At 66.2% G+C, this 14,046-nt stretch carries 2 protein-coding genes; one reads left to right on the forward strand and one right to left on the reverse strand.

Annotation, left to right across the window (positions count from 1 at the left end; genetic code table 11):
• Window positions 1-207 precede the first annotated feature (207 nt).
• The gene (locus tag R6G97_RS19075; protein ID WP_317847367.1) at window positions 208-13,161 is read left to right on the forward strand and encodes a non-ribosomal peptide synthetase; all 12,954 of its coding nucleotides are present in this window, start codon (window positions 208-210) and stop codon (window positions 13,159-13,161) included.
• 126 nt (window positions 13,162-13,287) lie between these two features.
• Here the strand turns inward: R6G97_RS19075 and dsbG are convergent, their stop codons facing one another.
• A complete protein-coding gene (gene dsbG, locus R6G97_RS19080) occupies window positions 13,288-14,046 on the reverse strand; it encodes a thiol:disulfide interchange protein DsbG (protein WP_182818333.1) in 759 nt (252 codons plus the stop codon).

Here is a 14,046-nt window from a genome sequence, read left to right on the forward strand (position 1 = left end):
ATTAGTAGCGTGGCGTTTGCGTTCTAAGCCTCGACCGTTGAAATCGGCCCCTTTCGCCTCTCGTCTGCTTTGTCTGCCGCTGCCAAGCGGTTTAATTATTTGCCCCGCCCATCCGTTCCCCTGTGTACATCCGGCTGTCGAACGCTTTGCGCCTGTCTCGCGGCGCAGCGTCGGCACGACTTATCCAGACACTGGCAGGAACTCCCCATGATGGACGCCTTCGAACTCCCGCTCTCGTTGGTCCACGCCCTGGCGCAGCGCGCCACGCGGACCCCCGACCGGATCGCCTTGCGCTTTCTGGCCGATGATCCCAGCGAGCAGGCCGTGCTCAGCTATCAGGAGCTGGATCTGCGAGCGAGGGCCATTGCCGCGGCGCTGCAGGCGCGTACCGATTTTGGCGACCGGGCGGTACTGCTGTTTCCCAGTGGCCCGGACTACGTGGCGGCGTTCTTCGGTTGCCTGTACGCCGGGGTCATTGCCGTGCCGGCGTATCCGCCGGAATCTTCGCGGCGCCATCACCAGGAGCGTCTGCTATCGATCATCGACGATGCCCAGCCGCGCCTGCTGCTCACCGTCGACGCCTTGCGCGACAGCTTGCAGGGCCTCGATGCCCTGGCGCAGCAGGGCGCCCCTGGCCTGCTGGCCGTGGACTGTCTGGACCCGGCGCTGGCGGCCGACTGGCGCGAGCCGGTGCTGACCGGTGAGCACATTGCCTTCTTGCAATACACCTCCGGCTCGACTGCCTTGCCCAAGGGCGTGCAGGTCAGCCATGGCAACCTGGTGGCCAACGAGCAACTGATCCGTCAGGGCTTTGGCATCGACCTGAACCCGGACGACGTGATCGTCAGCTGGTTGCCGCTGTATCACGACATGGGCCTGATCGGCGGGCTCTTGCAACCGATCTTCAGCGGCGTGCCCTGCGTGCTGATGTCGCCGGGCTATTTCCTTGCCCGGCCACAGCGCTGGCTGCAGGCGATCAGCGACTATGGCGGCACCATCAGCGGTGGTCCGGATTTCGCCTACCGCCTGTGTAGCGAGCGGGTCAGCGAGGCGGCCCTGGCTGGCCTGGACCTGAGCCGTTGGCGGGTGGCGTATTCAGGGTCCGAGCCGATTCGCCAGGACAGCCTGCAGACCTTCGCGGACAAGTTCAGTGCATGTGGATTCGAGGCGAGCAGCTTCTTTGCCAGCTACGGCCTGGCCGAGGCGACGCTGTTCGTCAGCGGTAGCCGCCGGGGCCAGGGCATCGCTGCCATGGCCCTGGACGCCGAGGCGCTCGCCGCCAATCGCGCCGAACCTGGCCAGGGCAGTGTACTGATGAGCTGTGGCTATCCGCAGCCCGGCCACGCCGTGCGCATCGTCGACCCGCAGCGCCTGGCGGTGTTGGGCGATAACCGCATCGGCGAAGTGTGGGCTGCAGGGCCGAGCATCGCGCAGGGCTATTGGCGCAACCCAGAGGCCACCGCACGCACCTTTGTCGAGCAGGACGGCCAGACCTGGCTGCGCACCGGGGACCTGGGCTTCATGCGTGATGGCGAGGTGATCGTCACCGGGCGCCTGAAAGACATGCTCATCGTTCGGGGCCAGAACCTCTACCCACAGGACTTGGAAAAGACCCTTGAACGCGAGGTCGAAGGGCTGCGTAAAGGCCGTGTCGCGGTATTCGCCGTGGACGACCAGGAGGAAGAGGGTATCGGCGTGGCGGTGGAGATCAGCCGCAACGTGCAGAAGGTCATCAAACCTCAGGACCTGATCCGTACTGTGCGCCAGGTCATTGCCGATGCCTGCCGCCAGGCACCTGCGGTGGTACTGCTGCTCAACCCCGGCGCCTTGCCCAAGACCTCCAGTGGCAAGCTCCAGCGCTCGGCCTGCCGCCTGCGCATGGCCGATGGCAGCCTGGACTGCTATGCACGTTTTCCGACTGTCGAAGCGCCTGTGGCTGCGCAGGCGATAGGTGGTGAGCTGCAGGAGCGCATCGCGGCCATCTGGCGTGAGGTGCTCAAGGTCGAAACGGTGGCACCGGACGATCATTTCCTGCTGCTGGGCGGCAACTCCATCGCCGCCACCCACGCGACCGCTCGCCTGGCGGACGCACTGGGTGTTGGCCTGAGCCTGAGCACGCTGTTCGAGTCGCCGACCCTGGCCGATTACAGCACTGCGGTGGCAGCGAGCCTGGCCGAAGGTGGCACCGCGTCCGCGGCCATCGATGCTCTGGGGCGTGGCAAGGCTCTGCCGCAATCGCTGGCGCAGAACCGTCTGTGGCTACTGTGGCAGCTGGCGCCGGAGTCGGCGGCCTATAACATCCCTGCCGGTTTGCACCTGCGGGGTGAGTTGGACGAGTCGGCGCTGCAGGCGAGCTTCCAGGCGCTGGTGGCACGTCACGAGTCCTTGCGTACGCATTTTTGCGAGGTCGACGGCCAGGCCATGCAGCAGGTCTTGCCCGAGGCGACCTTCGAGCTGCACCGCACGGATCTGCAAGGGGCGGACGCCGAGCAGGTCCTGGCCTGTCGCGAGGCCGAGGCGCGGCAGCCGTTCGACCTCACCCAAGGACCGCTGCTGCGCGTCACGCTGGCGCGCCTGGGCGATGAGGACCACCAGCTCTGGGTAACCCTGCACCACATCGTTGCCGATGGCTGGTCGTTGAACATCCTGCTCGACGAATTCGCCAAGCTGTACGCCGCCCATTGCCAAGGCCTTCAGGCCAACCTGGCGCCCCTGCCGCTGGGCTACGCCGACTATGGTCATTGGCAGCGCCAATGGTTGGCCGGCGGCGAAGGTGAGCGGCAGTTGAACCACTGGAAGGCGCAACTGGGCGATGAATTGCCGGTGCTCGACCTGTGCACCGACCATCCGCGCGCCACTGAGCGCACCCATCGCGCCGCGCGTCTGAGCGTGAAGGTGCCCGCCACGCTGGCCACTGCCCTGGACACGTTGGCCCGCGAGCAGCAGGCTAGCCTGTTCATGGTCCTGCTGGCCGCCTGGCAAGGCCTGTTGCACCGGTACACCGGTCAGGGCGATATCCGCGTCGGTGTGCCCAACGCCAACCGCCCGCGCCTGGAAACCCAGGGCATGGTGGGCTTTTTCATCAATACCCAAGTGCTGCGCGCCGAACTCCATGGCCGCCTGCCGTTCAATCAGTTACTGGCCCAGGTGCGCCAGGCCACACTGCTGGCCCAGGCCAACCAGGACTTGCCGTTCGAGCAATTGCTCGAGGCGCTGCCAGATGCCCGCGAGCAGGGGCTGTTCCAGGTGATGTTCAATCATCAGCAGCGTGATCTTTCGGCGCTGCGCCGCCTGCCTGGTCTGCTCGCCGAAGAATTGCCCTGGCATAGCCGCGAGGCCAAGTTCGACCTGCAATTGCACAGCGAGCAGGATCACCAGGGGCGTTTGAGTCTGGCGTTCGACTATGCCGCCGAGCTGTTCGAGGCCGATACCATCGAACGTCTGGCCAGGCACCTGCTGACCCTGCTCGAGCAAGTCTGCGCCTGCCCGCAGCGCGTGCTGGGCGAGGTGCGCTTGCTCGACGACGCAGGCCATGCGCAACTGCTGGCTTGGGGGCAGGCGCCTGGGCCGAGCGCCCAGCGCCTGGTGGTCGAGCAACTGACCGACCAGGGCCAACGCACACCGGAGCGTACGGCGCTGGTGTGGGAAGGTGGCAGTCTCGACTACGCCAGCCTGCACCAGCAGGCCAATCGCCTGGCCCACTACCTGCGTGACAAGGGCGTCGGCCCGGACACCCGCGTGGCCATCGCCCTGGAACGCTCGCCACAGTTGATGATCGGTCTGTTGGCCATCCTCAAGGCCGGTGGCGCCTATGTGCCGCTGGATGTCGACTACCCAGCCGAGCGCCTGGCTTACATGCTCAGCGACTGTGGCGCCGCACTGCTGCTCAGCCACAGCGCCACGCTCGAACGCCTGCCGCAGGTCCAGGGCGTCAGTGCCATTGCTTTGGACCAGCTGCATTTGGACAGCTGGCCGAGCCATGCCCCAGGCCTGCACCTGGACGGCGACAACCTGGCCTATGTGATCTACACCTCAGGCTCCACCGGCCAGCCCAAGGGCGTGGGCAACACCCATGCCGCGTTGGCTGAGCGCTTGCAATGGATGCAGGGCACCTACGCGCTGGACGACAGCGACGTGCTGATGCAGAAGGCACCGATCAGCTTCGACGTATCGGTGTGGGAGTGCTTCTGGCCGTTGATCCAGGGGTGCACGCTGGTACTGGCCGGCCCTGGCGAGCACCGCGACCCGCGGCGTATCGCCGAGCTGGTGCAGGCCCATGGCGTGACCACGCTGCATTTCGTCCCGCCGTTGCTGCAGGTGTTTGTCCAGGAGCCGCTGGCGGCGAGCTGTACCAGCCTGCGCCGGGTGTTCTCCGGCGGCGAGGCGCTGTCGGCGCACCTGCGTGACCGCGTGCTGCAAGTCTTGCCGCAGGTGCAGTTGCACAACCGCTATGGCCCGACCGAGACCGCCATCAACGTCACCCACTGGCATTGCCAGACGCAGGATGGCGAACGCTCGCCGATCGGCCGGCCGCTGGGCAACGTGCTGTGCCGAGTGCTGGATGACGAGCTGGAACTGACCGCGCCGGGCGTACCGGGCGAGTTGTGCCTGGGCGGCGCGGGACTGGCCCGTGGTTACCTGGGCCGTCCTGGGCTGACCGCCGAACGCTTCGTGCCCCAGCCCGATGGCAACGGCGAGCGCCTGTACCGCAGCGGCGACCGTGCCCGCTGGCTGGTGCCGCAGCAAGCCTTGGAATACCTCGGCCGCCTCGATCAACAGGTCAAGGTGCGAGGATTTCGTGTCGAGCCCCAGGAGGTCCAGGCCTGCCTGTTGGCCGAGCCGGGCGTCGACCAGGCCTTGGTGCTGGTCCACCCCGATGCCGTCGGTGCGCAGCTGGTCGGCTACTACAGCGGTGTCGAACAGTCCGAGGCGCTGCTCGCGGCCTTGGGCGAGCGCCTGCCGACCTACATGGTGCCGGCGCAACTGATTCACCTGGCACAGATGCCCCTAGGGCCGAGCGGCAAGGTTGATCGCAAGGCACTGCCGGCACCGGTCTGGCAGCAACGCGGTCATGTCGAGCCGCAAAGCGCTGTGCAGAAACAGGTGGCGGCGATCTGGCGTGAGGTGCTGAATCTGCCGCGGGTCGGTCTTCTGGATGACTTCTTCGCCCTCGGTGGCCACTCGCTGCTCGCCACCCAGATCGTCTCGCGTACCCGCCAGGCGCTCGACGTCGAGCTGCCGCTCAAGGCCTTGTTCGAGGCCAGCGAACTGGGCGCCTTCTGCGCCGAGATCGAGCGCATTCAGGCCGCCGGCGAGCACAACCGGCAAGGCGTCATCGAGCGGGTCGATCGGCGCCAGGCAGTGCCGCTGTCGTATTCGCAGCAGCGCATGTGGGTGCTGTGGCAGATGGCGCCGGAGAGCCCGGCCTACAACGTCGGCGGTATGGCGCGCCTGGGCGGCGTGTTGCATGTGGATGCCTTCGAGCGGGCCTTGCAGGCCCTGGTCGTGCGCCATGAGACCCTGCGCACGACCTTCCCTGAGATCGACGGCGTGCCATATCAGTGCGTGGCCGAAGACAGCCCGCTGCGTGTGCAGTGGCATGATTTTTCCGCGCTCCAGGGCGAAGATCGCCAGCAGCGCTTGCAGCTACTGGCCGATGAGCAGGCGCACCTGCCGTTCGACCTGGCGCGCGGCCCGTTGCTGCGCGCCTGCCTGGTCAAGACCGGTGAGCGCGAACACTACTTCGTGCTGACCCTGCACCACATTGTCACCGAAGGCTGGGCCATGGACATCTTCGCCCGTGAGCTGGGCGAGCTGTACGAGGCCTTCGTCGATGAGCGCGAGTCGCCCCTGGCGCCGCTGCCGGTGCAGTACCTCGATTACAGCGTCTGGCAGCGCCAGTGGCTCGAAAGCGGAGAAGCAGCCCGCCAACTGGCCTACTGGAAAGCCCGCCTGGGGCACGAGCATCCGGTGCTGGCGCTGCCTTCGGACCGTCCGCGTCCGGCCGTACAGAGCCATCGTGGCGAGCTGTACCGCTTCGACCTCGACCCCGCGCTGGTCGAACGTGTGCATGCCTTCAACAGCCAGCATGGCTTGACCTTGTTCATGACCATGACCGCCACCCTGGCCGCCTTGCTGCACCGCCATAGCGGTCAGCGCGACCTGCGCATCGGCGCGCCGATGGCCAACCGTATCCGCCCGGAAAGCGAAGGGCTGATTGGCGCCTTCCTCAACACCCAGGTGCTGCGTTGCGAGCTCGATGGGCAAATGACCGGCAGCCAATTGCTCGAACAGGTCCGTCGCACCGTGATCGATGGCCAGTCGCACCAGGACCTGCCATTCGACCAGCTGGTGGAGGCCTTGCAGCCCCCGCGCAGTAGCGCCTACAACCCGTTGTTCCAGGTGATGTGCAATGTCCAGCGCTGGGCCTTCCAGCAAAGCCGCGAACTGGCGGGCATGAGCGTGGATTACCTGGTCAACGACGCCAGTGCGACCAAATTCGACCTTTACCTGGAGGTGACTGACCTGGACGGTCGCCTGGGCTGTTGCCTGACCTACAGCCGTGACCTGTTCGACGAGCCGCGCATCGCCCGCATGGCTGAGCACTGGCAGCAATTGTTGGTCGGCCTGATCGATGCCCCGGGCTCGCGCCTGTGCGAGCTGCCGATGCTCAGCAACGCTGAGCAGCACGCGCTGGTCGGCCAGTTGCAGGGTGAGCAAGGCCTCGAGCTCGACCAGACCCTGCATGGCCTGTTCGCCTTGCAGGCTTCGCGCAGCCCTCAGGCCCGGGCGCTGACCTTCGCCGGCCAGCACCTGACCTACGCTGAACTGGACCAGCAGGCCAACCGCCTGGCCCGCGCCCTGCGTGAACGTGGCGTCGGGCCGCAGGTGCGGGTGGGCCTTGCCCTGGAGCGTTCGCTGGAAATGGTCGTGGGCTTGCTTGCCATCCTCAAGGCCGGCGGTGCCTATGTGCCGCTGGACCCGGAGTATCCCCTCGACCGCTTGCGCTACATGATCGAGGACAGCCGACTCGGCCTGCTGCTCGGGCAGCGTGCTCTGTTCGATGCCATAGGGGGGCTGCCTGAAGGCGTGGCCCAATGGTGCCTGGAAGACGATGCCGCGTCGCTTGCGCATTACAGCGATGCGCCACTGGACAACCTCAACCTGCCGCAGCATCAGGCCTACCTGATCTACACCTCAGGCTCCACCGGCCAGCCAAAGGGTGTGGTGGTCAGCCATGGCGAAATCGCCATGCATTGCCAGGCGGTGATCGCGGCCTTCGGCATGCGCAGCGACGACTGCGAGTTGCACTTCTATTCGATCAACTTCGACGCCGCCACTGAGCGCCTGCTGGCGCCGCTGTTGTGCGGCGCTCGGGTGGTGCTGCGTGGCCAGGGCCAGTGGGGGGCCGAAGAGATCTGCCAGCTGGTGCGCGCGCAGCAGGTGAGCATCCTGGGCTTTACCCCCAGTTACGGTAGCCAGTTGGCCCAGTACCTGCTCGGGCAGCACGAGCAGTTGCCGGTGCGCCTGGTGATCACCGGGGGCGAAGCATTGACCGGGGAGCATCTGCAGCGAATCCGCCAGGCATTCCTGCCACAGCAGTTCTTCAACGCCTACGGGCCGACTGAAACCGTGGTCATGCCGCTGGCCTGCCTTGCGCCGCAGCAGTTGCCGGCGGATGCGGGCAGCGTGCCGATCGGCCGGGTGATCGGGGCGCGCACGGCTTACGTTCTGGATGATGACCTGGCGTTACTGCCTCAGGGCGGCATCGGTGAGCTGTACATTGGGGGCGCCGGTCTTGCCCAGGGGTATCACGATCGTCCGGGGCTGTCGGCTGAGCGCTTCGTCGCCGACCCGTTCAGTCAGGAGGGCGGTCGTCTGTACCGCACAGGGGATTTGGTGCGCCTGCGCGCCGATGGTCTGGTCGAGTATGTGGGGCGTGCCGATCAGCAGGTGAAAATCCGTGGTTTCCGTATCGAACTGGGCGAGATCGAAAGCCAGCTGCAGGGCCATGCCGCTGTCGATGAAGCCGTGGTCGTCGCCCTGGACCTGCCGGGGGGCAAGCAATTGGTGGGCTATCTGGTCTGCCCGCAAGCCAGCGCTGACGCCGACACCCAGGCGGCCCTGCGCGAGGCGGTCAAGGCCCATGCCCGGCAGCACCTGCCGGATTACATGGTGCCTGCGCACCTGGTGCTGCTGAGCAGCCTGCCGCTGATGGGCAACGGCAAGCTCGATCGCCGCGCCTTGCCGGCGCCGGACATCGAGCAGGCACGCCAGCACTATCAGGCGCCGGCCAACGAACTGGAGCAGCAACTGGCGCAGGTCTGGCAAGAGGTGCTCAACGTTGCCCGCATCGGTGTGCAGGACAACTTCTTCGAATTGGGGGGCGACTCGATTTTGTCGATTCAGGTGGTCAGTCGCGCCCGCCAGTTGGGCTTGCAGTTCACCCCGCGCGATCTGTTCCAACACCAGACTGTCCAGGCGCTCGCCGCCGTGGTCAGCCGTAGCGAGGCGCAAAGCGGCATCGAGCAGGGCGCTCGGCAGGGCAGCAGCGCCCTGACGCCAATCCAGCGATGGTTCTTCGACAGCGAGATCGTTCACCCTCAACACTGGAATCAGGCCGTGCTGCTGGAGGTCCGTCAGCCGTTGCAGACTCAGGCGCTGGAGCATGCCCTGGCGGCGCTGGTGGCGCATCACGACAGCCTGCGCCTGCGCTTTACCCAGGCCAACGGGCATTGGCAGGCCGAGTACGTCCAATCGCCGGGTCAGCAATTACTGTGGGTCGCCACCGTGGCGGGTTTCGAGAATTGCCAGGCGCTGTACACCGATGTACAGCGCAGCCTGGACCTTGCCGAAGGCCCATTGCTGCGTGCGCTGCTGGTGACCGACGGGCAGGGCGCCCAGCGCTTGCTGCTGGCGATCCATCACCTGGTGGTGGACGGTGTGTCCTGGCGCGTGTTGCTCGAGGACCTGCAGGCGCTCTACCGCGGCCAGCCACTGGCGGCCAAGACCCACGCCATGGCTGACTGGGCCGCGCGCCTGGTCAGCTATGCCGGCAGCGACTCGCTGCGTGACGAGCTTGGCTGGTGGCAGGATCAGCTCGGTACTGCCCGTCGCGAACTGCCCTGCGATCATCCCCGGGGCGGCAACCTGCACCGCCATGCCCGTACCTTGGCCATCGGCCTGGACGAGGAGCAGACCCGCCAGTTGCTGCAACAGGCACCTGCGGCCTACCGGACCCAGGTCAATGACTTGCTGCTCACCGCCCTGGCGCGCACCCTGTGCCGCTGGAGCGGTGACAGCCAGGTACTGGTGCAACTGGAAGGCCATGGTCGTGACGGCCTGTTCGAGGACATGGACCTGACCCGCAGCGTCGGCTGGTTCACCAATGCCTATCCGCTGTGCCTGACGCCGCAACTGGGCGACACCGAACAGGACGTCGCCGCGGCCATCAAGGGCATCAAGGAACAACTGCGCCAGGTGCCGCACAAGGGGCTGGGATATGGTGTGCTGCGCTACCTGGCCGACACCACCGGGCGCGAAGCCATGGCCGCCTTGCCCCAGGCGCGCATCACCTTCAATTACCTGGGTCAATTCGACCAGCAGTTCGACAGTGCCGCGCTGTTCCAGCCGCTGGATGCGCCGGCAGGCCTGGCCCATGACCTGGATGCGCCGCTGCCCAATTGGCTCAGCGTCGATGGCCAGGTGTATGGCGGTGCCCTGCAACTGCGTTGGACCTTCAGCACCGAGCGCTATGACGAGGCGACCATCGCCGCGTTGGCCGAGGCCTATCGCCAGGAGCTGCTGGCCTTGGTCGGCCATTGCCTGACCGACGGCACCGGCAGTTTCACGCCTTCGGATTTCCCGCTGGCTCGCCTGACCCAGGCGCAGATCGACGCCTTGCCGGTACCGGCAGCGCAGATCGAGGATGTCTACCCGCTCACGCCCATGCAGGAAGGCCTGCTGCTGCACACCTTGCTGGAACCGGGCACAGGCATCTATTACATGCAAGACCGCTACCGCATCCACAGCGCCCTGGATCACGAGCGCTTCGCCCAGGCCTGGCAGGCCGTGGTGGCGCGCCACGAGGCCCTGCGAGCATCGTTCAGCTGGAACGCCGGCGAAGCGATGCTGCAGATCATCCACAAACCAGGCAAGACGCCGCTGGACTACCAAGACTGGCGCGGTCTTGACGACGCGGCCCAGGAGGCGCGCCTGCAAGCGCTGCACAAGCAGGAGCGCGAAGCCGGCTTCGACCTGCTGCGCGAGGCTCCTTTCCACCTGCGGCTGGTACGGGTTGCTGACGACCGCTACTGGTTCATGATGAGCAACCACCACATCCTCATCGATGCCTGGTGCCGTTCGTTGCTGATGAACGATTTCTTCGCGCTCTACCAGGCCCTGGGCGAGGGGCGCGCCGCTCAGTTGCCGGTGCCGCCGCGCTACCGCGACTACATCGGCTGGCTGCAACGCCAGGACCTGGGTGAGGCGCGCCAGTGGTGGCAGCGCAACCTGGCAGGCTTCGAGCGCGCCACGGCCATCCCTAGCGACCGGCCGCTGCGCCATGACCATGCGGGCAACGGCATGATCGTCGGCGACTGCTACACCCGCCTGGACGTGCGCGACGGCGTGCGACTGCGCGAGCTGGCCCAGGCCCATCAGTTGACCATCAACACCTTCGCCCAGGCGGCCTGGGCGCTGGTGCTGGCCCGCTACAGCGGCGAGCGCGACGTGGTCTTCGGCGTCACCGTGGCCGGCCGCCCGGTCAGCCTGCCGCAGATGCAGCGCACTGTAGGCCTGTTCATCAACAGTATTGCCCTGCGTGTGCGACTGCCCGAGCCGGGCCAGCGTCAGCGCGTGGGGCAATGGTTGCAAAGCCTGCTTGAGCGCAATATGGAACTGCGCGAGTACGAGTACCTGCCGCTGGTAGCGATCCAGGAGTGCAGCGAACTGCCCAAGGGCCAGCCACTGTTCGACAGCCTGTTCGTGTTCGAGAACGCCCCGGTGGAAACCGCCGTGCTGGACCATGCCCAGCAATTGAACGCCAGCTCCGATTCGGGCCGTACCCACACCAACTTCCCGCTCACGGCGGTGTGCTACCCGGGCGACGACTTGGGCCTGCACCTGTCGTTCGACCAGCGTTACTTCGACTTCGCCACCGTCGAGCGCTTGTTGGCCGAGTTCAAGCGCCTGCTGCTGGCGCTTGTAGACGGCTTTGACGGTGATGTGGCCGAACTGCCGTTGCTTGGCGAAGCCGAGCAACGCTTCCTGCTGGAAGACTGCAACCGCACCGAACACGCCTATGCGCTGGAGCAGAGCTATGTCGAGCTGTTCGAGGCGCGGGTCGCCGCGCACCCTGAGCGCACGGTCGCTCGCTGCCTGGACGCGTCCTGCGATTACGCCGGGCTGAACCTTGTGGCCAACCGCCTGGGCCATGCCTTGATCGCCGCGGGCGTGGCCGTCGATCAGCCGGTGGCGCTGCTCGCCGAGCGTGGTCTGCCGCTGCTGGGCATGATCGTCGGTTGCTTCAAGGCCGGCGGTGGTTATCTGCCGCTGGACCCGGGCCTGCCGCCTGCGCGCCTGCAGCGCATCGTCGAACTCAGCCGCACGCCGGTGCTGGTGTGCACGGCGGCGTGCGCCGAGCAGGCGCGTCAGTTGCTCGACGAGATCTCCGGGGTCGCCAGGCCGACGCTGCTGGTATGGGAGCAGGTGCAAGCCAGTGCCATGGCCAGTCACAACCCAGGCATCTACAGCGCGCCCAACAACCTGGCCTACGTGATCTACACCTCCGGCTCCACCGGCCTGCCCAAGGGGGTGATGGTCGAGCAACGCGGCATGCTCAACAACCAGTTGAGCAAGGTGCCGTACCTGGAGTTGGACGAGCACGACGTGATCGCCCAGACCGCGTCCCAGAGCTTCGATATTTCGGTGTGGCAGTTCCTCGCAGCGCCCTTGTTCGGCGCCCGGGTGCAGATCGTGCCGAACGCCATCGCCCACGACCCACAAGGCCTGCTGGCGCACGTGCAGGCCACTGGCATCACGGTGCTCGAGAGTGTGCCTTCGCTGATCCAGGGCATGCTCGCCAGCGAGCAGCGGGCACTCGAGGGCCTGCGCTGGATGCTGCCAACCGGTGAGGCCATGCCTCCGGAGCTGGCCGCCCAATGGTTGCAACGCTATCCGCACATCGGGCTGGTCAACGCCTATGGCCCGGCGGAGTGCTCGGACGATGTGGCGTTCTTCCGGGTCGATGCTGCATCTACCCGCGGCAGCTACCTGCCGATTGGCACGCCGACCGATAACAACCGACTGTACTTGCTCGACGAGACCCAGGCGCTGGTGCCCTTGGGAGCGGTGGGCGAGTTGTGCGTGGCCGGTACCGGCGTGGGGCGTGGCTATGTGGGGGACCCGCTGCGCACGGCGCTGGCTTTCATCCCTCACCCCTACGGTGCCCCAGGCGAGCGTCTGTACCGCACGGGCGACTTGGCACGGCGCCGGGTCGATGGTGTGCTCGAGTACGTGGGCCGGATCGACCACCAGGTGAAGATCCGCGGCTACCGCATCGAGCTGGGTGAGATCGAAGCCCGTCTGCATGAGCAGGTCGAGATTCGCGATGCGGCGGTGGGCGTACAGGAAGGCATCAACGGCAAGCACTTGGTCGGCTATCTGGTGGCGCATCAGGGCGTGGCGGCCGATGCCGTGCTGTTGGAGCAGCTCAAGTCGCGTCTGCGCGCCGAGTTGCCGGAATACATGGTGCCGCTGCACTGGGCCTGGCTGGCGAACCTGCCCCACAACGCCAACGGCAAGCTCGACCGCAAGGCCCTGCCTGCGATCGACATCGGCGCGCAGCACAGCCAGGACTACCTGGCGCCCCGCGACGAGCTGGAGCACAAGCTAGCGGGGATCTGGGCCGATGTGCTCAAGGTCGAGCGCGTGGGGGTGCACGACAACTTCTTCGAGTTGGGCGGGCATTCATTGTTGGCAACCCAGATCGCCTCGCGTGTGCAACAACAGTTGCAACTGAATGTGCCGCTGCGGGCGATGTTCGAGTGCAACACGGTGGAGGCATTGGCCGAATACGTGCGAGCGCTGGAGGGCAGCGCGCTGGATGAGGGCAAGGTCGACCGGCTCAGTGACCTGATGGCGGAGTTGGAGGCGCTTTGAGGTGTAGGGGCCGCGTTGCGCCCCTTCGCGGGAAGCCCGCTCTGGCAGACACTGCGGTGTTCTCACAACCACGGTGCCTGCGGGGGCGGTTTTACCCGCGCATCAGGGGGCTGGGCAGGCTACTGTTCAGCGCTTGCCCAGAATCTGCCCGAGCATCTCGGGCCGCGGCGCGCCTTGCTGGCTCTGTAACTGGCCTTTGTCATTCTGGTAGAAGATCGCCGGGGTCGCTGCCAAGCCCATCTCTTCCATCAAGGCCATGTTGGCCTCCAGCTTTTGACGCACCGCCTCGGGGATGGTCCCCAGCGGCTTGAGGGTGCTCGCCTTGCCGGCTTTCTCATGCTGTTGCAGCGCTTTGGCCGGGTCCTTGGCAGCCAACAGCGCCGCTGACTTGCCCGGGCTGTCCTCGCGGATGATGCCGACCATGATGTGGCGCAGTTGCACCTTGCCCGATTCCACCCAAGGCCGCGCCTGCTCCCAGAACATGTTGCAGTACGGGCAGTTGGGATCGCTGAACAGGTACACCTTGCGCGGTGCGTCGTCCCTGCCGTCGGCGATCCAGGCGGTTTTTTCCATCTTCGCCCAGATCGCTTTGCTCATCGGGGCATACACGAGTTTTTCCAGCGGCTCGGCGCTGAGGTCCTTGCCTTGTTCGTCGAACAGGCTGCCCACCAGCACGTGCTTGCCATCGGGGGTGAGGTACAGGGCGATGCCGTTGTTCTGGTAGGCAGCGGCATAGCCTTTGAGGCCATTAGGCGCATCGAAGGTGCCTTTGATTTCGGCGCCCTTGGCTTGCAGTTGCTCGATGGCCTTGGGCAACTCTTCAGCCTGCAGTGCGGGGGCCGTGAAAGCCATGAGGGCAAGGGGCAGGAGGGCATTCAATCGCAT

This window comes from Pseudomonas sp. HTZ2 (assembly GCF_033173945.1).
In the GTDB taxonomy this organism is placed as follows: Bacteria; Pseudomonadota; Gammaproteobacteria; order Pseudomonadales; family Pseudomonadaceae; genus Aquipseudomonas; species Aquipseudomonas guariconensis.